We start from the raw sequence: 22,613 nt of genomic DNA, 5'->3' as shown, positions 1-22,613 counted from the left end.
AAAGAAAAGTTCCCTTTGTAGGCGGCTTTTTTCATTTCCACAAATTTCTCCAAAGAAAATGGGAGGGCCACGCAGGTGGCCCTCCCATAATCATGTGAACTTCGGCTGAAACTAGCCCTGCACTATCAGCTTCTGCCCTGGCTTTACCTCGTCCGACGTCAGGTTGTTGAGCTTACGAAGCTGGTCCACCGTCACGCCCTGATAGCGGCGGGAGATATTATATAAGGTGTCGCCGGGCTGCACCAGATGCACGCGGGGCGCAGGCAATATGAGCTTCGACGGACGCTTTGTGGAGGCCTGGGCTGCTGCCGGGCGTGCTTCTGCTACGGTGGGGGCATCAGCCGGGGCACGTAGCGTGAGCTTCTGACCGGGCACCACCTGGTTGGAGCCCAGCTGGTTCCAGGCCGTGAGCTGGGCCACTGTCAGGTTCTGCTCGCGGGCAATTTTAGTGAGGTAGTCACCTTTGCGCACCACATACTCAGTGGACGCGGGCAGGCTGTCATCGGACGAGGCAGTGGCCGTTTGAGCTGTCAGCTCCGGTTGGGGCTCGGCTTGCTCGGCGGCCTGAGCTGCTGGGCGCGGCTGACGTGTAGGCTTGGGTGCCGGCTTTTTCGCGGCTACAGGCGCTGAAACGCGGGCAACAACCGGCTTCATGCTTTCGGCTGCAGCCACACTTGGCTCCGCCGCTTCTGGCGCAACAGCAACCTGCTCAGCGGGTGCGGTAGCTGTTTCTCCAGCGGGTTTGGTTGCTACAGCTACCGTCGGTAGTTTTTTGGGTACATCCGGCCGGGCCACTGCTACAGCAGGAGCAGCTTCAGCGGCTACGGGCACGTACACAAAGATCTGCTGGCGGGGCGTCAGGTTCTGGCCGCGGCGCAGCTTGTTCCAGCGCCGGATCTGGCTGGGGTCCACATCGTAGCGGGCGGCTACGCTGACCACCGTTTCGCCCCGGCGAACGGTATGCTGGGCCCGGCGGTAGCGGGGCTTCTCAGACGCCGGCGGGGCCGCCGCAGCCACGACCGTCTGGGCAGAGTCGGGCGGCGGCAGCAGCGGGCTGACGGGCACCAGCGGAGCCGGGGGCGGCAGCGTTACTTTGCAGAAATCCAGCAGTGCCGTACGGTCCTGCATGGCCAGCTCAGGCCGCACGCAGGCCGGTATCTGCAGTGGATAGTTATGAAAGGACTCTGGCAGATAGTGTTTGCGCAGCTCGGGGTTGTAGCTCAGCAAAGCCATGGAGTCCAGCCCGAACGACTTCGAGAGCTTATACAAATCCAGCGACCGGCCCGAAATCAGCAGCGTGTCCATTGGCTCCGGGTAGCGGTAGTTCAGGGACGCGTCGTGCAGGTTGTGCTCCTTGGCGTAGTTGAGCGTGTACAGAATGGCCGTGAACGTGGGCACGTAGTCGCGCGTTTCCTTGGGCAGGTACTTGTAGATAGCCCAGAAATTGCGCTGCCCGCCGGCCCGCCGAATGGCTTTATTGATGTTGCCCGAGCCGTAGTTGTACGCCGCCAGGGCCAGCTCCCAGTCGCCGAAATAGCGGTGCAGGTCGCGCAGGAACTTGCAGGCGGCCTCCGTCGATTTTTCCGGGTTCATGCGCTCATCGATGAACTCGTCGCGGCGCAGGCGTAGGTCGTTGGCCGTAGGGCCCATAAACTGCCACAAGCCCAGGGCGCCCACCCGGGAGCGGGCCTGGGGCAGCAGCGCCGATTCCACCACGGCCAGGTATTTCAGATCCTGCGGCAGGCGGTACTTGGCCAGGTATTTCTCAAACAGTGGGAAGTACAGATTCTGCCGCTCCAGCACCCGCTGCGTGTACTTGCGGTTGCGCACCGTGAAATAATTCACGAAGGCCATAACCGTGTTGTTGAAGACCAGCGGCATTTCCGATTCGTAGCAGCCAATCCGATCGGCTACCAAGTCGCGCATTTCGGGCGGAGTCTGAAGCCACACCAGCCGGGCGGAGTCGGGCGAGAAGGCCGGCTCGGCCACCAGCGAATCAACGCGGAGCAGCTGTTGCCGGGCCAGCAGGGTATCGTTGGCACTTACCTGTTCAGGCTGTAGCCCGGGCTCGGTTTGAGCCAGGGCGGGGCGGGCTGCAGAAGCCAGCAATAACAGTAGGGCAGGGGTGCGCAACGATTTTTTCATCAGGACACAGTTGGCGTGACGGTTTCCGTGACGGATTTGGCAAAGGCCAGCAACTGCTCTTCGCGGAAAGCTCCGCTCAGAATCTGCAGCCCGATGGGCAGGCCGGCGCTGTCTTCACCATTCGGCACCGATACGGCCGGGACCCCCGCCAACGATGCCTGAACGGTAAAGATATCAGCAAGATACATAGCCAGCGTGTCTTTGTTTACATCACCGATGCGAAAAGCTGTGGTAGGCGTGGTCGGCAGCACCAGGAAGTCATACTGGCGCAACAGCTCGTCGGTGGTATCTTTTATGAGCCGGCGTACGCGCTGGGCCTTGGTGTAGTAAGCATCGTAGTAGCTGGCGCTGAGCACGAAGGTGCCCAGCAGAATACGACGCTGTACTTCCGGGCCAAAGCCCTGGGCGCGGGTTTTTTTGTAGAGCGACTCCAGATCGGTAGCGTCGGGGGCGCGGTAGCCATACTTCACCCCGTCGAAGCGGCTCAGGTTGGAGCTGGCTTCGGCCGTAGTCAGAATGTAGTATGTGGGCACAATGAAGTCGAGGTAGGGGAAATCCACCGCTTCTACCACGTGGCCCTGGGCGCGAAACTGCTCCAGCGCGTTTTCGGTGGCTTCCTTGATTTCCGCATTCAGGCCCGGCCGCTCCAGGCAGTCCTTGATGTAGCCGATGCGGTAATGTGGGGCGGGCTCCAGCTGCTGGCTGTAGGCGGGCACCTCGCGCTGGCTGGCTGTGCTGTCGAAGCTGTCGGCGCCGGCCATGACTTCCAGCAGCAGGGCCGCGTCTTCCACGGAACGCGTGAGCGTGCCAATCTGGTCGAACGACGAGGCGTAAGCTACCAGACCGTAGCGGGAAATGCGCGAGTAAGTTGGCTTGAACCCTATTATCCCGCAGAAAGCCGCCGGCTGGCGCACAGAGCCGCCCGTATCGGAACCGATAGAAGCCAGGCACATATCGGCCTGCACCGCTACAGCCGAGCCGCCTGAGGAACCGCCTGGTACACGGTCCGGGTCAATCTCATTGCGCGCCGGACCAAAGTAGGACGTTTCGTTGGAGGCGCCCATGGCAAACTCGTCGCAGTTCTGGCGGCCGATGAGAATGGCGTCCTCATCCAGCAAGCGCTGCACCGCCGAAGCCGTAAACAACGACTTGAAGCCATCCAGAATATGGCTGCTGCTTTGAAGCGCGTGGCCCTTATAAGCCAGCACGTCCTTCAGGCCAATGACCATACCGGCCAGTTTGCCGGCCGTACCGGCGGCCAGCTTGGCATCTACGGCCTCGGCCTGGGCGCGAGCTTCTTCGGGCCACACCTCCAGGAAGGCATTGAGGCGGGCATTTTTCTGCTGGATGTTATCCAGATAATACTCCACGAGCTGACGGCAGGTCGTAGTGCCTGCCGTCAGCTCGTGGCGAACTTCCGTGAGGGAGTTGAAGCGTCTCAAGACGAAAAGGGTTTAGTTCACTTGGTCGAGGCGGGGGCGCTCAGCGGCGGGCTGTACGGGCGGGGTAATACCACCATCCATGGGCGGCGCAAGCGGGGTTTCGGCTACAGGTACTACCGGCGCAGCCGGTGCTTCGGTAGTTGCCGGCGTTGGGTACTGCGGCTGCTGAAACGGAGGTTGCTGAAATTGCTGCTGATAAGGCTGCTGGGGCTGGCCAGCGTTTTCAAACTCGCTCCGGATTTCTCGGGAAGCGTCTTTAAACTCGCGGATACCTTTGCCCAGGCCGCGTGCCAGCTCCGGAATCTTGTTGGCACCGAAGAAAATCAGGATGATAACCATGATGAGCATTAACTCACCACCACCGATGCCTTCCAGAAAGAGAAACAGAGGAGTATGCATGGCCGAAAAGCTTAGTAGCGGGGCTGATTAGGGTCGTTGGGGTTTACGGGACGGTCCCGGAACTCCGGCTTTTCTTCCTTGGAAGCATCCTTGAACTCGCGGATGCCCTGACCCATACCGCGGAACAGCTCCGGAATACGCTTGGCCCCGAACAACAGAATAATAGCCAATCCAATCAGCAGAAGCTCGGTGCCACCGAGGCCGCCGATACCCAAAAACAATGAAGCAAACAGCATAGGAAAAGCCCGGAGGGGCGCGTTTGATGTGGAAAGTCCCTTATACGCACGGCGGCGCTGCTTGGGATTGGTAAAGGTACCCCATAATTTTTTATTTTGGGAAGCGGTAGGCACATGGCAACGCCAGCAGCCGGCCAAGTCCGGCTGGTGCCGGCCTGTCCGGGCCTGATTGACACCATCGATTATATTTTGATGTACCTGCAACCAGATGGTATCCATCCTGGTTTAGTAACAGCCTCTTACTCAAAAGCCCGCACCGGCCTTCGTGCTCCAACCCTGTCTGTTTATCTATGCCAGCCAAATCCGCTACGCCAGTCAACGCAACTTCCGAGGCTTCCCGCCTGCTGCTACCCACGGAAGAGCAGAAACGATTGGAAGCATTGGAAAGCTACCAGGTGCTGGACTCCGCACCCGACGATGACGCGCTAGACGACCTCACGCGCCTGGCTTCCATCATCTGCAATACCCCTATCTCGCTGGTTTCCCTGGTGGACGCCGAGCGCCAGTGGTTCAAAGCCAACCTGGGCCTGGAGGGCGTGACCGAAACCCCGCTGAGCGTTTCCTTTTGCCGGTACGTAGTGCAGAAGCCCAACGACCTGCTGGAAGTATCCGACGCTACGCTGGACCCCCGCTTCCAAAACAACCCGCTGGTTTTGGATCAACCCAACATCCGCTTTTATGCCGGGGCCCCACTGGTAAATCCCGAGGGCTACACGCTGGGCGCGCTGTGCGCCATCGATACCAAGCCTCGTACACTCACCAGTGAGCAGCGCGAGGCTCTGTTGTTGCTGGCGCGGCAGGTGACCACCCACCTGGAGCTGCGCCGGACCAAGCTGCTGCTGGAGCAGGAAAAGTTAAAGATGCACGGCCTGCTGCAGCTGGCTAACGACGAAACCCAGGCCCTGTATGCCAGCGGCCGCAATGAAATCTTCGTGAAGCACGAGCAGCGGCTGATGCGGGTGCGGATGGCCGATATCTGCTACATTGAGGCGCTGGGCGACTACGTGAACATTTATACCTGCTCCGAGCGTTTGACGGTGTGTACTACCATGAAGGACATGGAAGCTAAACTGCCCACAAAGGACTTTACACGGATTCAGCGAAAATATATTATCCGGCTCGACTGCCTGCGGGCTATTGAAGGCGAACTGGTGCAGGTAGACGGTCCGAAAGGGGCTGTGTACATTCCAATCGGAAATTCGTACAAGACAGCGCTAATGAACAGGCTAAATCTTATTTGATTAATGCCAAACCTTTGACCGGCAGGTGCCGTAAAAAACACTCATTCACCGAGGATTCATCAACATTTGGCGAATAGTGAGCTTCCGAAACGCCGGAATTTTCCTATCTTTCGCCTGTTATCGGGGGCTCCCTTCTTTGCTAGCTGCCGCCGGCTGGAAGGATAGACTGATAGCTAAGTTTGTTTTCATAGCTCAGAAAGGCACCGTGCGCTGTACGGTGTTTTTTTTTGCTCTGCGCGGCCGCGGAATCATAATAGTATTTCGCCAAACAGGATTTTGGCAAGTTTCGCAGCTTGCTTTTTCCAGGCTTATTTGCGGCCCAGCCAGTTTTCCGGGTTCAGGTTGGCACTGTTTCGCCACAGCTGAAACTGCACTTCGCTGGTGCCTTCTGCGTCGGTATACACGGTGCCGAGCTGCTGGCGGGCCTCTACCGTCTGGCCTTCGCTCACCGAAACGTTCCGCAGCTTGGCGTACACCGTGAAGTACTCCCCGTGCTGCACCATCACAATGGTATTCATACCCGGTACGCTGGCTACCGTCAGCACCTTGCCATCGAACACGGCCCGTACGGCTTCGCCCGCGTTGGTTTGAATATCTACGCCCCGGTTTTCTATGACCACGTGCTTGAGTACCGGGTGAGGGTGCTTGCCGAAGCGCTGCGAGATAAAGCCACGCCCCACCGGCCACAGCAAGCGCCCCCGGTGATCAGCAAAGGACGAGGATAGGATAGCCGCTTCCGGCGTCAGCGTTACGCGGTCTGTACGCTCCACAGCGGCTTCTTCGGCAGCTTCGGTACGACGAGTGGCGGTGGGACTACGGGAAGTGCTGCCGCTGGCGGCCGAAGATCGGGCTGCTTTATTGGCCGCGGCCCGGGCGGCCCGGGCAATTTCCTCGCGTACGCGCTGGGCAATCAGGTCATCCAGCCGCCGTACCGACTGCTGCCGCCGCGTCAGCTCTTCCTGAAGCTGCTGCTCCTGGCGGCTGAGCTGCGTCACGACCTGGTCCTGCTGGGTTTTGATGGAAAGCAGATTGCGGTTTTCGCTGAGCTGGGTGCTGAGCAGGCTGGACTTTTGCTGCCGCTTGGCCGTGAGGCCCGTGAGCTGCTGACTAAGCCGGGTTTGCGTTTGGGTAATCTGGGCGGCCTGGGCCTTGCGCACTTCCGAGTACTGGCGCACGTACTGTAGCCGCCGCACAAACTGGTTGAACGACTCGGCCGCAAACAGGAACATGATGCGGTTGTAGCTGTTGGCCGTTTTCGAGGAGGTATAAATTAAACGCGCATACTCGGCCCGCAGCTGCGCCAGGGTCTGTTGGGTTTGCTGCACCTGGGTTTCCGTCTGGCGCACGTCGGAGTCGAGGTACTTCAACTCCGAGGATATTGTCTGAATAACGTTTTTCTGGACGGTAATCTTTTCCTTCAGGGCGTTCAGCTGCCCGATGGTGGCCTCTTTGCGCTGCTGGGTTTGCTGCAGAATGCGGCTGGTTTCCTTGATGCGTTTGAGCGCCAGACGCTTTTCGCGCTCCAGCTGCGTGCGCGACTTGCCCGGACGCGCCCGGCTGCGTTGCGCCCAGCCCATTTCGCTCACCATCATCAACAGGAGGAAGGCCAGCGTTGCCGCCAGCCAGACCTTACTTTTTCCGCGCATAACCTGAGGGCACCGAGAACGGGAAGTCCAGCCGCTCTTTGTCGACCTCCACGCTGCGGAAATTAATGGAGGCCGAAGAGGGCTTGTTTTTAGGCTGCTCAACTACAACCAGCAGTGCATTGGCAAATTCCTGCGGTACGCGCTCCAAGGGCTTGAAATCCGAGAAGTCGACCGTGAAGCGCAGGTGCGAGCTGTCATCCTGCACGGCCAGCTTCTGCACACGGCGACGGGTGGTTTCCAGCAGTTGCTCTACCAGCAGAGCCTGCTGGCGGTACACTACTTTCTGCATGGGCGGCTCCGTAGTTACCGTGGGCTCGGTGCCGGTGGGAGCGGGCACGTAATTGCCGGTAAGCAACGCCTGCACCTGCTGAAAGGTAACGGGCAGGTTGAAACGCTGCCGCAGATAGGTGAAGTTGCCGGCATAGTACTCACGGTGCAGCCGGTCAATCACCTGCACCGAGTCCGGGGTGATGTGGGCGCGCATGACTTCACCAATTACCGGGGCTCCAATCGACAGCCAGATCAGGCTGTCTTTGCGGATACGCAGCGTTAGCGTCACATTGGGCAGCTTGTCGCCGCCAGTTTCAATCTGCGCTTTGCCTTTCGCCGCCAGGTATCGGAAATCGAGGTTTGAGGCATTTACCAGGCTTTCCGCCTTCGGCGCTTCCGCCCGCGCCTGGGTTGGCAGGGCTTTGCGGGTGCAGGCACCCAGCCCAGCCATCAATAGCCCCAATAGAAGCGGTGCGCAGCGTTTATTCATACAATTTTCGGTCTTTGATCTTGCGGTCAATCAGCTTGGAGGCGCCGCCCTGGCGCTTGGCCTGCTGCCATTGGGTATGTGCCCCGGCAATATCGCCTAGCTGATATAAAACGTCGCCGTAGTGTTCGGTCACGGTGCCGTCCTTGGTGGTGCGTAGTGCCTTTTCCAGGCTTTCGCGGGCCCCGGCGTAATCTTTCTGCTTGTATAGCACCCAGGCGTACGTGTCGAGGTAGGTATCGTTGTCCGGAAACTGCTTAATCAGCTTACCGGCCATGGTTTTGGCTTTGTCGAGCTTTTCGCCGCGCAGGGAGAGGTAGTAGCTGTAATTGTTGAGTACCTGGGCGTTGTTGGCATCAAAGGCTAGCGCGGCCTCGTACGCCGCGTCCGACTTCACAAAATCCTTCAGCTCGTGGTACGCGTCCCCCAACTGGGTATCAAACTGCGCCTGCAGCTCGGGGTTGTCGGCGGCCAGCTTACGGCCATATTCCAGGGACTTTACGCCCTTGGCCGCATTCTTATTGATGAGCTGCGCCGCTCCGTTGAAGTACCAGAACACGGCCTGGTTGGGAAACAGCTCCAGCGCCCGGTCGGTATGCACTAGCAGGGAGTCCGTCTGGCTAAGCTCCGCATCAATGCTCACGACCTGCTGCCAGAGCTGGAACTTGGAGTTGTCGAGCTTAAGGGCCCGCAGGTAGTTGTCGCGGGCTTCTTTGCGGTGCTCGGTCAGGGCCTGGATGTCGCCGGCGACGGCGTAAGCCTTAGCTTCCTTGGGGTGTACGCGCGTGGTAATAGAAGCTAACTCCAAGGCGTTTTTCTCCAGCGCTGGGTTGGGCAGCTGCTTGATGAAGTCGACCAGGATGCGCACTTTCTGGTCGATGTCGAGGCCGGGGCTTTCAAACGCCTGCCGGAGGTAGCGCTGCGACTCAGTTGGGTTGTTCTGCTGCCGGTACACGTCAGCCAGAATCATGTTGGCCTGGGCGTTGTCGGGGTCCTGCTGCAGGGCCTGCGTAGCCACCCGAATGGCGTCGGGCAGACGGTTGTTAGCCGCATACATTTCGGCCTGGGCCAGCACGTAGCGCACTTCGTCGGGGTTCGAGGAAATCAGCGTTTCGCCTTCTTTCAGGGCCTGGTCGAGCTTGTTCTGGCGCAGGTAGATCTGCTGGCGCTTGAACGCCACCTCATCCAGCGCGCCGAACTGCTTTTCCGCCTGGTTCAGGGTAGTCAGGGCATCATCCAGCTTGTTCTGCGCCAAGTACAGATCGGCCAGGTTGAAGAGGTAGTACCCCGAGTCGGGCACGTTCTTAATGAGCGTGGTATACACCTGCGCTGCCTGGTCGAACTGCTTTTGCGAGGCGTAGATCTGGGCCAGCAGCAGGTAGTAGTACGCATTTTTGCCATCCAGTTGAATGGCGGTATTGGCAAAGTTAGTGGCGTCCTTGAGGTTGCCGGTCAACAGGTTGGTTTCGGCAATCTTGTAGTTGATGGCCGCATTGTTGGGGTTGATGCGGTAGGCCGCCAGCAGCCGCTCCAGGGCTTTGGTGTAGTCTTCGAGCAGGGTAAACTTCACCCCTTCCACAAAGTAGGACTCGCTCAGCTCCCGCTCTTTTTCCGTCAGCTCGCGCATCTGCAGGCGGGCGTCCGACACGGCTTTACGGTGTTTCAGCTCGCGGCGCTCCTTGCGGGTAAGCTTGCGGCGCGGCACGGCCGTGGGCGCGGCAGCGGGCAGCTGGGCCCAGGCTGCATCAGCCACCAGCAACGCGAAGACCAGCAAAACAACGGCGCGAAAACGAAACATGAGGAAGGCGGAAAGAGCAACGAAACACTACGGCCGCGGCAGGCCAGGCCTGAGCCTTAAACACCGCCGCGGCCGGAAAGGCTCCGTCAGACGCGCAGGTTGTTGTAGTCACCCAGGCTGAGGTCGGAAGGGGAACCGGTGAGCGTGGCGTGGTTGCCAATCATGGAGTTCGTCACGTTGGCGTGCAGCACCGTAGCCGACTGCTGCACGATGGAGTTCGACAGCACCGAGTCGCGCACCGTGGACTGGTTGCCCAGCGAAACGTGCGGCCCTATCACCGAATTGTGCACCACCACGCCTTCGCCGATGTACACGGGCGGAATGACGACGGAATTATGCAGCTGCGCCGATGACGCTACCAGCTCCTCGCCGCGTTCCTGAAGGTATTCCAGGTAGCGCTGGTTGGTGTACACGGTAGCATCCTTGTTGCCGCAGTCGAGCCACTCCGTCACGCGGCCGGGCACGAAGGTCGTGCCCTTGTTTTTCATATTTTCAAGAGCATTGGTGAGCTGGTACTCGCCTTTATCCTTGATGTCGTTGTCGAGCAGGTACTGTAGCTCTTCGCGCAGGTAGGCGCCGTCCTGGAAGTAGTAGATGCCGATGATGGCGAGGTCCGACACGAATTCCTGGGGCTTTTCCACGAAATCGGTGATGCGGCCCTGCTCGTCGAGCTTCACCACGCCGAAGGGCTTGGGGTCGTCTACGCGCTGCACCCAAATGGTGCCGGGCACCGAGGAGTCGAGCGTAAAATCAGCCTTGAACAGCGTATCGGCAAAGGCTACCACTACCGGGCCTTCGAGGGCTTCCTTGGCGCACAGAATGGCGTGGGCCGTGCCCAGGGGCTCGTCCTGGTAGTGGATACTGCCTTTGGCCCCGATAGATTCGGCAATGGCCAGCAGACTTTTCTCTACCTCTGCCCCGAAGCGGCCCACGATGAAGGCTACCTGATCAACCGGCTCGCCGCATACTTTGGCAATGTCTTCCACGAGGCGCTGCACAATGGGTTTGCCGGCAATCGGAATCAGCGGTTTGGGAACGGTGAGCGTGTGGGGGCGCATGCGTTTGCCCATACCGGCCATCGGGACGATGATTTTCATAGGGAGAAGTGAGGGTTAGAAAAGCTAAAAGTGAAGGTTGCGAAAGAAGCGTATCCGGAAATTTCCGGGGAAAGTTGCGCCGGGAAAGACGCCTGCCGTACCTTATTGTACGCCGGTGCTGCCGTAGCCGCCGGCGCCGCGGGCCGTCTCGCTGAGCTCCGCGGCAGGCTGCCAGCTGACAACCTCGTGGCGGGCCACCACCAACTGGGCAATTCGCTCCCCGTCCTGCACCACGAAGTCGGTGTCGGAGAGGTTCACGAGCAGCACCTTCAGCTCGCCCCGGTAGTCGGCATCGATGGTGCCGGGGCTGTTGACAATGCCGATGCCGTGCTTGTAGGCCAGGCCACTGCGGGGGCGCACCTGCATTTCGTAGCCCACCGGAATTTCTAGAAAAAGACCCGTGGGAATAAGGGCGCGTTGCAGGGGCTTCAACGTAACCGGCTCCTGGAGGTTGGCCCGCACATCAAGCCCGGCGGCGTGGGCCGTCTGGTACTCGGGCAGCGGGTGGTGAGAGCGGTTGATAACAGGGATATGCATGCGGCAAAGGTAGTTTCTGACAGTAGTTTCTGAGTGGAGAGAAAAGGTTCTTTCGTTCAGGCCGGAAATTGGCGCCAAAAAGCCAGCATTCAATAGCTTACTTCCTCAAACTTACTTCCTCAAACTCTTCAGCTCCGTATCAGGCGGTGCGGCTTTTCCAACGCCACCAGTGCCGCCACAAAGCTCAGGCTAAGCAGCAGGTGCCAGGTGTGCCGCAGCCAGAATCCGCCGGGCTGCACCCACCGGCCCAGCGCCACCAGCGCCACCGCCAGCAAAAGCCACAGCAGCAGGCGGGCTACGGGGTAAGGCACCGGGAAGTGCCGCTCGCCCAGCCACCAGCACATGGCCGCCATAGCCGCGTAACAGACCAGCGTAGCCACCGCCGAACCCATGTAGCCCAGCACCGGAATCAGCAGGAAGTTGAGAGCAATAGTGAGCACCGCGCCGGCCGCCCCGATGTAGGTGCCGTAGTAGGTTTTATCGGTGAGCTTAAACCACACCGAGAGGTTCCAGTACACGCCCAGAAACAGGTTGGCCAGCAGCAGCACCGGCACCACGGCCACGCCCTCGCGGTACTCTGGCCGCCGCAGAAACGCCCAGGCAAAATCCTCAATATTCAGGCTGATGAACACGAAAATTACCGCGCAGCACAACGTAAACCACTTCAGCACCAGCGCAAACGTGGCTGGGGAGTTCTTCTCGGAGCTCTGGGCAAAGAAAAATGGCTCGGCGGCGTAGCGGAAGGCCTGGATGACGAGGCTCATGAAGATGCTGAGCTTGTAGCAGGCCCCATAGATGCCTACGGCCGTAAGGCTGCTCTGGCCGGGGTAGTAGCCCTCCGGCAGCCACAGCGGCAGCAGAATCCGGTCCAGCGTTTCGTTTACCATACCCGCCAGGCCCATCAGCATAATCGGGTAGGCGTAGCGTAGCATGGCGGCCAGGGGCGTGGCATCCAGCCGAAACCGGAAGTCCAGCAGTTCGCGGCCCAGCAGCAGCAGAGTGAAGGCGCTGGCTGCCAGGTTCGACAAAAACACGTAGCCGATGCCAATGCTGGGGTCGTAGAGGCGGGCCACCAGCGGCTGCAGGATGTGCAGGTACTTGCCCGCCAGCACATCGGGGCACAGCACGATGAAAAACAGGTTCAGGCCTACATTGAGCAGGATGTTGGCCACGCGGATGGTGGCAAAGCGCCGGGCCTGGTTTTCGAGCCGCAGCCGCGCAAACGGAATGGCCGCCAGCGTATCGAGCCCCAGAATGAGGGCCAGCCAGATGGCGTACCGCTCCCGGCCCGGCGGCACGTCGAGCAGCTGCATAAGCGGGCGGGCCAGCAGGGCCAGCAGCGCCGTAAGGGCCACCGTGCTGACCAGCAGCTGGCTCATTACCCGGTCGTAGAGCAGGCGGCGGTCGGTACCGGGGCGGTTGGCAAAGCGGAAAAACGTGGTTTCCATGCCGTAGGTGAACACCACGTTCAGAAACGACACGTAGGCGTATAGCCCCGTCACAATGCCATACTCGGCCGCCGCAAACCGGCCCGTGTACACCGGCACCAGCAGGTAGTTCAGGACCCGGACCAGAATGCTGCTGATGCCATACACGGCCGTTTGACCGGCCAGCTTTTTGGCGACGCTCATGCGGTAATAATTATGAATTATGAGTTATGAATTATGAATTGCCGGTAGGCGCTTCGGTATTCATACTTCATAATTCCGCATTCATAATTCAGAATTTACTTACCCGTAAAGGCGGCTGGGCGCTTTTCGAGGAAGGCGCTGGTGCCTTCGCGGAAGTCCTCGGACTCGAAGCAGCGGCTGAAGGCGTTGGCCTCGGCCTGGTAGCCGTGCCGCTCCTTATCGTAGGCCGCATTCACGCAGTCGATAACCAGGCCCACGGCCAGCGGGGCTTTGCTCAGAATCCGTCCCAGCAGCTGGCGGCTGAACTCCAGCAGCTCCGGCAGCGGCACCACGTGGTTGACGAGACCCAGGCGCAGGGCCTCATCAGCTTTAATGATGTCGGCCGTCAGCAGCAGCTCCAGGGCTTTGCCTTTGCCGATAAGCTGAGGCAGGCGCTGGGTGCCGCCATAGCCGGGCACCAGGCCCAGGTTCACCTCGGGCTGGCCGAAGCGGGCATTCTCGGAGGCAATGCGCAGGTGGCAGGCCATAGCCAGCTCGCAGCCGCCGCCCAGGGCAAAGCCATTCACGGCCGCAATAACGGGCTTGGAGCTTTCCTCAAACAGGCAGAAGGCTTCCTGCCCGAACTCGGCAGCGCGGCGACCGGCAATTTCATCCAGTGCGGTCAGCTCGGCAATATCAGCCCCGGCCACGAAGGCTTTTTCCCCGCTGCCCGTCAGGATGATGCCGCGTACCTGCGCGTCGTCCAGGGCCAGCTGCAGCGCCTCACGCAGCTCCCGAATGGTGTCGTGGCTGAGGGCGTTAAGCTTGGTAGGGCGGTTGATGGTGAGCGTGAGGATGCCGCTGGCGGCGTCGAGGTCGTAGAGCAGGTTGGTGAAAGCAGGCATAGCGCAAAGACAAGTGAGGAAGGCAAGCCCGCAAAGATAGAGTAAAAGCCCGCGCCCGGAATGGGCCTGCCCGGCCACTCCGGCGCTATAGCGGAGCTTATGTATTAAATTCTATATTTACCTCTAACCTTTCTTTATTTACCTCTAACCTTTCTTTTCTTCACCTCAAACCACTGTTCGCGTATGGGCTTCGTTTCTGAATTCAAGGAGTTTATTTCCAAGGGCAACGTCCTCGATTTAGCCGTGGGGGTTATCATCGGAGCCTCGTTCGGGGGCATCGTCAAGTCGTTGACGGATGATATTCTCATGCCGATCCTGACGCTGCTGACCGGAGGTCTGGATTTCAAGGACTGGTTTGTGGCCCTCGACGGCGGCACGTACAAAGACCTGGCGGCGGCCAAAGCGGCTAACGCGGCTACGCTCAACTATGGTCTGTTTCTGAATGCGGTGCTGGCCTTCCTGCTCATGGCATTTGCCATCTTCTGGCTGGTAAAGCTGGCTAACCGCTTCAAAAAGCCTCAGGAGGTCGTAGTAGCCGACCCCGGCCCTACCAAAGACCAGGTGCTGCTGATGGAAATCCGGGACGCGCTGCGCACGCGCTAAACCTACCGGGCAAGTGCTGGCCGGCTTATCCTCTGTGGGATAAGTCGGCTTTTTTTAGCCTGACCAGAGAAATAACCGTAATGGAGCATCCGGTAGCATGGTTTTGGCAGGAAATATGTACATTTCAAAGGAGCACCCGGGCTGCACCCGCGCAGAGGAGGCATAATTTGAACTACCTTCGCAGTCAGACCGTTACAGCCACGCATTGCGCTAAGCATGGTGCCCTCTCACTTCACGTATTCAACAACTTCTCTTTACAGTAACTGCATGAAAATTCTGGTAGCGGCTTTGGCAGTAGGGCTGGGTATAATAGGAGCAGTAAGCGAAGCCAATGCGCAGGCTGCCGGCCCGCAAGGGCCGGCCGGCCCGGCATTTGAGCAGCCGGCTGCCCCGCAGAAGGCGCCCCGCAAGCGCAAAGCATCGGCTACGGACATTGCCCGCATGCAGCGCCGCATGGCTATGAACCCCGACGAAGCCAAGCGCGACCAGCAGATAGAAGTGCTGGAAGCCCGCGCCGGCGGCAGCACCAGCATGGGCCGGGGCACTTCGCGGCAGTATGAAAGCGGCAACGGCGGCTTTACGGTGCGCCGATTCCGCGACAAAACCGGCTCGGCCACCCAAAAGCGCGGCCAGACCCGGCCCGCGCCCGGCATCGACCCCAAGGGCAAGCCCCTCAAGCATAAGAAAGCCAAGCGCTTCCTGTTCTTCAAAGTGTAAAGACTGCTGACTGCACAAAAAAAGCCCCGAAACATCGTTTCGGGGCTTTTTGCTTTCAGGTCAGGATGAAGCCACCGTTCGCCTCCACCGAGCCCCGAAAGAGCAGCTCCGGCAAATTGAAATCAACTTGCCTCGCTTTTTATTTTAGCCACTGGAGCAAGAGTGGCCACGGAAATCGAATAGGTAGATTTGCCTGGCGTAGCTGAACTTGCTGATACAGATGCCGGCGTTGGTTTAACTACAACTTCACGAACTCCGTGCGCTGATTGAGGCTGTCGAGGCCCGACGAGGAATCGACGTCCAGGGGCTTGGTGCCGCCGTAGCCTTTGGTGGTGAGGCGGGCTGCCTCCACGCCGCCGCGCACCAGCGCCGCCCGTACCGCGTCGGCCCGCCGTTGCGACAAAGCCAGGTTGGTAGCAGCATTGCCTTCCCGGAGGGTGTGGGCCTCAATGCGCACCTTTACATCGGGGTTGGCGGCCAGCGTATTTACCAGCGCCCGCACCACCGGCTGCGAAGCCTCCGTGATGGTAGCTGTGCCGGGCTCGAACTGAATGCCGTGGCACACAATCTTACCGTCGGCCAGCAACGTGCTGTAGTATTCTGTCGATACCTCGTTGGTTTTGCGCTGCACGGCGGCTTCGGCTTTTTTGCTGAGGCGGTCGGCAATTTTCTGCGAAGCCTTATCGGCCAGCTTGTCTTCTACCCGCCACAGCAGGCCAAGCTGGGCCTGGGCAGGTGTGGCCGCGAAGTGCAGCAGGATAACTAGAGCGGTAAGAGAAAAAAGCGTTTTCATAGCGTAGAGCACTGGAAAGGTGGGGAAGAAGAGGGCTTATTTGCGCCGGAGCGTCGTCAGAACAGTGTAACTCTGGCTGTTTTCGAGCACTTGATATTGCAGGCGCAACTCCTGCGTGGACATGTGCTCTATTTCATACACCTGCACGCCGTGGCCGCTGACCATGATGAGCTGGGAGTTTTCGTTGCGCAGCTGCCAGGAGCCCGAGCCGGTTCTGACGTGCCTGCTGGCGCTTTCGTGCTCGGCAAAGGTGCCGTTCTTGGCAAACCGCAGGCAGTCGTCCTGCATGTTGGCGGGCAGCAGCGCAAACACACTGGCCGGGGTAGGAGCATCCGTGGTAGTTACCTCAATGTTGGTCAGTTCCCAGTCCCGGTCCACCAGCAGGGCCGGCCGCTCTTCCAGGCTCACGCTTTTCTCTTTGCTCTTATCGGGCGTAAAGCCCGAGAGCAGCAGAACCAGCGCCATCAGGCCGCAATGCACAGGTTTCATAGCACGAGAAATAAAGACAGTTGAAAAGGGCTTAGAAGCGGGCCGAAACTCCCAGCTTCAGCAACGACATGTCGTAGCCTACTTCAGCAAAGCCGCCAATCTTTTCGGTCACGTAGTAGCGCGCACCCAGGAATAAGCCGGTCGTGAGATAAGTACCACCCCAGGAATCGGTGTTACTATAGTAGCCGTTGTCGGAGTAGCTTTGGATGCGGGCACCCAACGATAGACCAGCGTATGTATCCAGTTTTTCGTTGTCGGTGAAGTTGTAATGATAGGTGCCACGTACCCCTACATACATATTGCGTTCAGTGAGACGATATTCGCCAGAACCCCAAGTGTTTGATTTATAAACCAATAGCCCGCCTGCGCCAATTACCCCAGGCCCGAGGCCTTCTCGTATTCCTCGCTCAACGGATAGGCTCAATGCTGGAATTGATTTACTGGCACCTACTACAAATGAGTTACCATAGTTAATGCCTACGCCTACGCCCAGGTTCGCTACCGTCGTGCCTTTGCCGAAGGTTGAGGCAGAAGCGCCCATGCTGGTTTTAGCAGCCGGAGCGGACTTAGTAGCCGGCGCCGATTTGGGGGCAACGGGAGCAGCCGCAGCTTCCGTTGCCGTAGGGCGGGCCGTGGTTGCCGGCTTGGCTGTCGTTACGGGTTTGGCCGCTGGTTTCGCGGTGGGCTTGGCAGCCGTGGTGGTGCGGGTAACGGCCGGCTTAGCGGCTGATTTGGCGGCCGGTTTCGTTTGGGCCAGAGCGGTGGTAGCGAGGCACGATACGGCCAGGCAAAGGGTAAAAGCTTTCATAGCGGTTGAATGGTGAGGCAGAAGCAGACTTGGTACGACCACGACGAGTGCAATTCGTTCGGGTTGTGATACAAAAGTATTGGATGCTCCTGCCGACGTCAATCGCATGATGATGTGAACCGGCCCGCTATCTAGCTTCTAACAGCCGATACAAATGCGTTTCATTCACTTGGTTTCGACTTTTGCTCAGTGTGCTTTGGGCTTTATATGTGATACCAAGCCAGTCTACCGAATACAAAAAGCCCCGATCTGCGCGCAGATCGGGGCTGGGTATTAGGGCATAAGCTGGAGCTTACAGCGTGCGTTTCACTTCCTGCTCCTCGAAGCCTTCAATGTTGTCGCCTTCGCGCAGATCATTGAAGCCTTTCAGCGAGATACCGCACTCGTAGCCCTGGCGTACTTCCGACACGTCGTCTTTGTAGCGCTTGAGGTCCTGAATGTCGCCCGAATGCACCACGATGCCGTCGCGAACGAGGCGCACCTTGGTTTTGCGGGTGAAGGTACCGTCCGTCACCATACAGCCGGCAATAGTGCCCACCTTGGTGATATTGAATACCTGGCGAATCTCGGCGTTGGCCACTACTACTTCCTTCACCGTAGGCGCCAGCATGCCTTCCATGGCATCCTTCACCTCGTTGATGGCGTTGTAGATAATCGAGTAGAGGCGGATGTCGATCTGCTCCTGCTCGGCCAGCTTGCGGGCACTCAGTGAAGGCCGCACCTGGAAGCCGATGATGATGGCGTCGGAAGCCGAAGCCAGCAGTACGTCGGATTCCGAAATGGCACCCACACCCTTCGAGAGGATGTTTACGGCTACTTCCGGCGTGCTCAGCTTCAGCAGGGAGTCGGCCAGGGCTTCTACCGAACCGTCCACGTCGCCTTTCACGATGACGTTGAGTTCTTTGAACGAGCCAATAGCCAGACGACGACCAATTTCGTCCAGGGTAATGTGCTTTTTGGTGCGCATGCTCTGCTCGCGGGCCAGCTGCTGACGCTGCGTAGCCAGTTCGCGGGCTTCGCGCTCCGTTTCCATCACCTGAATCTTGTCACCAGCCTGTGGTGCACCCGTAAGGCCGAGTACCTGAACGGGTGTCGCCGGGCCGGCTGTTTTCATCTTCTTGCCGCGGTGGTCGGTCATGGCTTTCACGCGGCCAAAGTGCGGGCCGGCCAGTACCATGTCACCTACCTTCATAGTGCCGGTTTGCACCAAGATGGTGGTTACGTAGCCGCGGCCTTTGTCGAGCGAGGCTTCGATAACCGTACCCACGGCATTGCGGTCGGGGTTGGCTTTCAGCTCCAGAATCTCGGCTTCCAGCAGAACCTTCTCCAACAGGTCGTCGATGCCCAGACCGGTTTTGGCCGATACTTCCTGGCTCTGGTACTTACCGCCCCATTCTTCTACCAGTACGTTGATAACCGACAACTCCTCGCGGACTTTATCGGGGTTGGCGCCGGGCTTGTCAATTTTGTTGAGGGCAATAACGATGGGCACCCCCGCCGCCTGCGCGTGGTTGATGGCTTCCTTCGTCTGCGGCATTACCGAGTCGTCGGCCGCTACCACAATGATGGCAATGTCGGTGACTTTGGCACCGCGGGCACGCATGGCCGTAAAGGCTTCGTGACCGGGAGTATCGAGGAACGTTACGCGCTTGCCTGACTTGGTCATAACGTCGTAGGCGCCGATATGCTGGGTGATACCGCCGGCTTCGCCCTTGGCCACACTAGCACTCCGGATATAGTCAAGCAACGATGTTTTGCCATGGTCGACGTGGCCCATGATGGTAACGATGGGCGCCCGCGGCTGCAGGTCTTCGGGGTTGTCTTCGATTTCAATAACCGTATCCTCTTCCTCCGCGCTCAGGAATTCGACGTCGTAGCCAAACTCATCCGCAATAACGGTAATGGCTTCGGCGTCGAGGCGCTGGTTGATGGATACGAACATGCCCATGTTCAGACACACCTTGATAATCTCGTTCACCGACACATCCATGAGCGAGGCCAGGTCGTTGGCCGAAATGAACTCGGTTACTTTCAGCGTTTTCGAGTCAAGCTCGTTCTGCTGACGTGCCAGCTCGCTGGCTTCGGCTACCCCGGCCCGCTTGTCGCGGCGGTATTTGGCGCGGTTCTGCTGCTGACCCCGGCCGCCGCTGAGCTTGGCCAGCGTAGCCTTGATCTGCTCCTGAATCTGCTTTTCGTTTTGCTCAGGCGTGAGAGCCGGGTTTGGTTGACGCGGAGCGCCTTGGCCGCCTCCCTGACCGGGGCGCGGACCACGCTGGTCGCCGGGACGGCCACCGCCGCCCTGACCAGGACGGCCGCCCTGGCTCGGAACCACCGGGCGGTTCGGACCGGTGTTCGGGTTTGTATTCTGGTTGTTGCCGCCGGGCGTGCCGGGCACGGGCAGGCGCTGCCGCTTTTTCTTGGCATCGGCACCGCCGAGGCCGCTCTTGCGCACGTCGGACGAGGCTACGGGACGGGCACCGCGCCCACCACCACCGCGCCGCGACGAATCGAGAGGCAGTTCAATCTTACCCAGTACCGTAAGGCCTTTCAGCTGGTCGGCTTTGGCTACGATGGTACCGGCGTCTTCCCCGGCCGGTGCTTCAACATCAGGTTGAGCAGCGAGAGTTGCAGAAGCAGGAGCCGGAGTAGTCGGGCGTTGCTCAGCTACCGGCGCCACCGGAGCGGCAGCTGGGGCCGCCGGAACAGGTGCAGGAGCCTGCGGCTGGGGAGCTTCCACCGGAGCCGCAACGGGCGGCTGGGGGGCGGCAGCTACCGGCGCGGGAGCAGGCTCTGGTTTTGGAGCCGGAGCAGACTGCGGCGTGGGGGCCACAGGCGCCGCGACAGGAGGTGCGGGCTGGGGTGCGGCAGCTACAGGAGCGGGGGCCGGAGTGGGGCGGGGCGGCACGGGGCGGCCCTTGGCATCCAGCTCAATCTTGCCCAGTACCTTCAGTCCGGGAGCTTTAGGTGCTTCAGCAGCAGCAACCGGTGCTGGCGCGGGAGCCACCGGGGCAGGCTTGGCTTCCTCAGCCGGCTTAGGCGCCGGGGCCGGAGCAGCCACCGGGGCTGGCGCGGGCTTCGGCGCTACAGGCTCGGGCTTGGGCGGATGCGCCTCAAGCTCACTCTGGCGCTTGGCCTGGGTGAGCTTTACCGCTTCAATTTTATCCTGAGCCGAAGAAGCAAACTCCTTCTCCAGCAACCCTACCTGGTCGGCAGTTAGCTTCGTGGTAGGCTTGTTTTCTACCTGATGCCCTTTTTTAGCCAGGGTTTCTACCACCGTGGCCATTCCAATATTCAGGTCTTTGGCCGCCTGCTGTAGCCGTTTAGGTGCTGCTTCCGCCATTCTATGCTCGCGAACGATACTCTTAATCAGTTGCAAAGGTACTATTTTAAATCTTGCCGGGCGACAGTAAATCAAGCCACCCGGCTCGATTTACTGCCTTTGCCGTACCGGCCGCTTCGCCCTCATTGGGCTTCGCCGGCTGAAGGGGTTTCGGATTCTTCCTCGTCTTCGAACTCCTGGCGAATCACGCGGAAGACTTCTTCCACGCTTTCCTCTTCCAGCTCCGTCCGGCGTACGAGGTCTTCTTTGCTGACGGCTAATACGGCGCGGCCCGTGTCGAGGCCGATTTTCTTGAGCTCGTCGAGCACCCAGGCGTCAATTTCATCCCGGAATTCGTCGAGGGCAATGTCTTCTTCGTAGTCGCCGGCTTCGCGGAACACGTCGATTTCCATGCCCACCAAACGCGAGGCCAGCTTGATGTTGGCGCCGCCGCGGCCAATGGCCAGTGAAACCTGGTCCGGCTTTAAGAACACCGAAACCCGGCCGGTTTGTTCGTTTATTTTCATCGAGCCGATTTTAGCCGGCGACAATGCGCGCTGGATGTACAGCTCCAGGTTGTTGGTGTAGTTGATGACGTCGATGTTCTCGTTTTCCAGCTCCCGCACCACGGCGTGGATCCGGGAGCCTTTCATCCCTACGCAGGCACCAACGGGGTCGATACGGTCGTCGTAGCTTTCGACGGCTACTTTGGCCCGCTCGCCCGGCTCGCGCACAATATTTTTGATGGTGATGAGGCCATCGTAGATTTCAGGCACTTCCTGCTCAAACAAGCGCTCCAAGAAGGCCGGCGCAGCGCGCGAAAGGATGATTTTGGGCGTGCCATTCAGGATTTCCACGCGGTGCACCACGGCCCGTACGGTGTCGCCCTTGCGGTAGCGGTCCTTGGGAATCTGCTCCGACTTGGGCAGTACCAGCTCGTTCTCGTCTTTGTCCAGGATCAGGGCCTCGCGGCTCCATACCTGGTATACTTCGCCGGCAATGATTTCGCCCACCTGATCTTTATAGGTCTGGTAGAGGTGGTCACGCTCCAGGTCCTTCACGCGCTGAATCAGCGTCTGGCGGGCCATAAGCACGGCGCGGCGGCCGAAATCCTCCAGCTTCACTTCCTCGGCTACCGATTCGCCAATCTCGAAGTCGGGCTCAATCTTCTGCGCCTCGGACAGCGGAATCTTGTCGAAGTCCCAGATATCTTCCGAGTCGTCGTCCACGATTTCGCGGTTGCGCCAGATTTCCAGGTCGCCCTTGTCCACGTTGAGAATGACGTCGAAATTCTCGTCGGTGGTGTACTTCTTGCGAATCATGGTCCGGAACACGTCCTCCAGGATGCTCATCATCGTGGGACGGTCGATGTTCTTGGACCGGGCAAACTCGGCAAACGATTCAATCAGGACGTTGCTGTTCATCTGATTTAAATTGTTGAATTGTTGAATGGTTAAGCTGCTGAATGGCTGTTGGTCGAATGGCTGATTGCGTAGGCCCCGCCACTCCAACCAGCAGCCATTTAACTAATTAACCATTAAGGTATTTACTTAAATGAAATAACCACTTTCGCTTCCTGAATGGTGTCGAAGGGCACCAGGGCGGCGGGCAGCGTTTTTTTCTTGTTTTTCTCTTTTACTTCCTCGGCCAGCTGAACGCCAGTGTCTTCCACAGCTTCGAGCGTGCCGGTTTTCTCGGTGCCGTCCTTAAGCTTGAGGCTGAAGGTGCGGCCCACGTGGCGGTTGTATTGGCGGGCATCTACCAGCGGCTGGTCGGCGCCGGGTGAGGTTACTTCCAGCGTGTAGCTGGCTTCCTCTCCATAGGCTTCCTCAATGCGGCGGGCCAGACGGCGGCTTACCAAGGCGCACTCATCAATGCCCATGCCCTGCTCCCCGTCCAGAATGGCGGTTACCTTGGGCCGGATGGCGTCGGAAACGGTAAGTCCAACAACGAACAGCCCGGGGCCGGGCAGGCTTTCCTCCAGCATCTGGGCAATCTGGGCGCGGTCAAATTTCATACGGTCGAGCCAGGGGATAAAAGAAAGAGGGGACTACCCGTCCCCTCTCTGATT

The 22,613-nt window shown here is 59.3% G+C and carries 20 protein-coding genes; 3 read left to right on the top strand and 17 right to left on the bottom strand.

Features of this window, described 5'->3' with window-relative positions:
- Positions 1-111: 111 nt before the first annotated feature.
- From I5L79_RS05665 to I5L79_RS05650, 4 genes are read right to left on the bottom strand one after another with little or no spacing between them, the layout of a single operon-like run.
- The gene (locus I5L79_RS05665) at positions 112-2,145 is read right to left on the bottom strand and encodes a LysM peptidoglycan-binding domain-containing protein (RefSeq protein WP_196954032.1); all 2,034 of its coding nucleotides are present in this window, start codon (positions 2,143-2,145) and stop codon (positions 112-114) included.
- The gene (gene gatA, locus I5L79_RS05660; protein WP_196954031.1) at positions 2,145-3,587 is read right to left on the bottom strand and encodes an Asp-tRNA(Asn)/Glu-tRNA(Gln) amidotransferase subunit GatA; all 1,443 of its coding nucleotides are present in this window, start codon (positions 3,585-3,587) and stop codon (positions 2,145-2,147) included. Before gatA ends, I5L79_RS05665 begins: the two co-directional genes overlap by 1 nt.
- A 12-nt stretch (positions 3,588-3,599) precedes the next feature.
- Complete coding sequence (locus tag I5L79_RS23610) at positions 3,600-3,986, bottom strand: Sec-independent protein translocase subunit TatA/TatB (protein ID WP_196954030.1); 387 nt, start codon at positions 3,984-3,986, stop codon at positions 3,600-3,602.
- Positions 3,987-3,997: 11 nt separating this feature from the next.
- Positions 3,998-4,222, bottom strand: coding sequence for a Sec-independent protein translocase subunit TatA/TatB (locus tag I5L79_RS05650; protein ID WP_196954029.1), 225 nt, complete (start codon positions 4,220-4,222; stop codon positions 3,998-4,000).
- Positions 4,223-4,512: 290 nt separating this feature from the next.
- Here I5L79_RS05650 and I5L79_RS05645 point away from each other — a divergent pair, with 290 nt between their 5' ends.
- Complete coding sequence (locus tag I5L79_RS05645) at positions 4,513-5,463, top strand: GAF domain-containing DNA-binding protein (protein WP_196954028.1); 951 nt, start codon at positions 4,513-4,515, stop codon at positions 5,461-5,463.
- Between the two features lie 308 nt (positions 5,464-5,771).
- Here the strand turns inward: I5L79_RS05645 and I5L79_RS05640 are convergent, their stop codons facing one another.
- The 7 genes from I5L79_RS05640 to I5L79_RS05610 all read right to left on the bottom strand — a co-directional run bounded on the left by I5L79_RS05640 (position 5,772) and on the right by I5L79_RS05610 (position 13,813).
- A complete protein-coding gene (locus I5L79_RS05640; protein ID WP_196954027.1) occupies positions 5,772-7,109 on the bottom strand; it encodes a murein hydrolase activator EnvC family protein in 1,338 nt (445 codons plus the stop codon).
- Entirely contained in the window at positions 7,093-7,869 is a 777-nt protein-coding gene (locus tag I5L79_RS05635; protein ID WP_196954026.1) for a DUF4292 domain-containing protein, read from the bottom strand. The genes I5L79_RS05640 and I5L79_RS05635 overlap by 17 nt, the downstream gene beginning before the upstream one ends.
- Positions 7,862-9,664, bottom strand: coding sequence for a tetratricopeptide repeat protein (locus I5L79_RS05630; protein ID WP_196954025.1), 1,803 nt, complete (start codon positions 9,662-9,664; stop codon positions 7,862-7,864). Before I5L79_RS05630 ends, I5L79_RS05635 begins: the two co-directional genes overlap by 8 nt.
- Before the next feature lie 86 nt (positions 9,665-9,750).
- Positions 9,751-10,761 carry a sugar nucleotidyltransferase gene (locus tag I5L79_RS05625; protein ID WP_196954024.1) on the bottom strand — a complete coding sequence of 337 codons (1,011 nt, stop codon included), beginning with the start codon at positions 10,759-10,761 and terminating at the stop codon, positions 9,751-9,753.
- Positions 10,762-10,863: 102 nt separating this feature from the next.
- Complete coding sequence (gene dut, locus I5L79_RS05620) at positions 10,864-11,298, bottom strand: dUTP diphosphatase (RefSeq protein ID WP_196954023.1); 435 nt, start codon at positions 11,296-11,298, stop codon at positions 10,864-10,866.
- A gap of 128 nt (positions 11,299-11,426) precedes the next feature.
- Complete coding sequence (locus I5L79_RS05615) at positions 11,427-12,929, bottom strand: lipopolysaccharide biosynthesis protein (RefSeq protein WP_196954022.1); 1,503 nt, start codon at positions 12,927-12,929, stop codon at positions 11,427-11,429.
- A 95-nt stretch (positions 12,930-13,024) separates the two neighbouring features.
- Positions 13,025-13,813 carry an enoyl-CoA hydratase/isomerase family protein gene (locus I5L79_RS05610; RefSeq protein ID WP_196954021.1) on the bottom strand — a complete coding sequence of 263 codons (789 nt, stop codon included), beginning with the start codon at positions 13,811-13,813 and terminating at the stop codon, positions 13,025-13,027.
- Between the two features lie 183 nt (positions 13,814-13,996).
- On the opposite strand from I5L79_RS05610, the gene mscL reads away from it, so the two are divergent.
- Positions 13,997-14,416: a large conductance mechanosensitive channel protein MscL gene (gene mscL / locus I5L79_RS05605; RefSeq protein ID WP_196954020.1), complete on the top strand. Its 420-nt coding sequence runs from the start codon at positions 13,997-13,999 to the stop codon at positions 14,414-14,416.
- Between the two features lie 267 nt (positions 14,417-14,683).
- Positions 14,684-15,133 (top strand): hypothetical protein, encoded by a 450-nt coding sequence (locus I5L79_RS05600; RefSeq protein ID WP_196954019.1) that lies wholly within the window; start codon positions 14,684-14,686, stop codon positions 15,131-15,133.
- A 238-nt stretch (positions 15,134-15,371) separates the two neighbouring features.
- On the opposite strand, the gene I5L79_RS05595 is transcribed toward I5L79_RS05600, so the two are convergent.
- From I5L79_RS05595 to I5L79_RS05570, 6 genes are all read right to left on the bottom strand, one after another.
- Positions 15,372-15,926 carry an OmpA family protein gene (locus tag I5L79_RS05595; protein WP_196954018.1) on the bottom strand — a complete coding sequence of 185 codons (555 nt, stop codon included), beginning with the start codon at positions 15,924-15,926 and terminating at the stop codon, positions 15,372-15,374.
- A 36-nt stretch (positions 15,927-15,962) separates the two neighbouring features.
- A complete protein-coding gene (locus I5L79_RS05590; RefSeq protein WP_196954017.1) occupies positions 15,963-16,415 on the bottom strand; it encodes a hypothetical protein in 453 nt (150 codons plus the stop codon).
- Between the two features lie 31 nt (positions 16,416-16,446).
- Positions 16,447-17,223, bottom strand: coding sequence for a hypothetical protein (locus I5L79_RS05585; protein ID WP_196954016.1), 777 nt, complete (start codon positions 17,221-17,223; stop codon positions 16,447-16,449).
- Between the two features lie 292 nt (positions 17,224-17,515).
- Positions 17,516-20,563: a translation initiation factor IF-2 gene (gene infB, locus I5L79_RS05580; protein WP_196954015.1), complete on the bottom strand. Its 3,048-nt coding sequence runs from the start codon at positions 20,561-20,563 to the stop codon at positions 17,516-17,518.
- Positions 20,564-20,685: 122 nt separating this feature from the next.
- On the bottom strand, positions 20,686-21,966 hold the full coding sequence (gene nusA / locus I5L79_RS05575) for a transcription termination factor NusA (protein ID WP_196954014.1): 1,281 nt from the start codon (positions 21,964-21,966) through the stop codon (positions 20,686-20,688).
- Between the two features lie 122 nt (positions 21,967-22,088).
- Positions 22,089-22,559: a ribosome maturation factor RimP gene (locus I5L79_RS05570; protein ID WP_231402799.1), complete on the bottom strand. Its 471-nt coding sequence runs from the start codon at positions 22,557-22,559 to the stop codon at positions 22,089-22,091.
- Positions 22,560-22,613: the final 54 nt, after the last annotated feature.

The organism is Hymenobacter guriensis (genome assembly GCF_015773195.1).
In the GTDB taxonomy this organism is placed as follows: domain Bacteria; phylum Bacteroidota; class Bacteroidia; order Cytophagales; family Hymenobacteraceae; genus Hymenobacter; species Hymenobacter guriensis.
The sequence above is the reverse complement of the archived record's forward strand: the minus strand, read 5'-3'. Positions and strand labels throughout refer to the sequence as shown.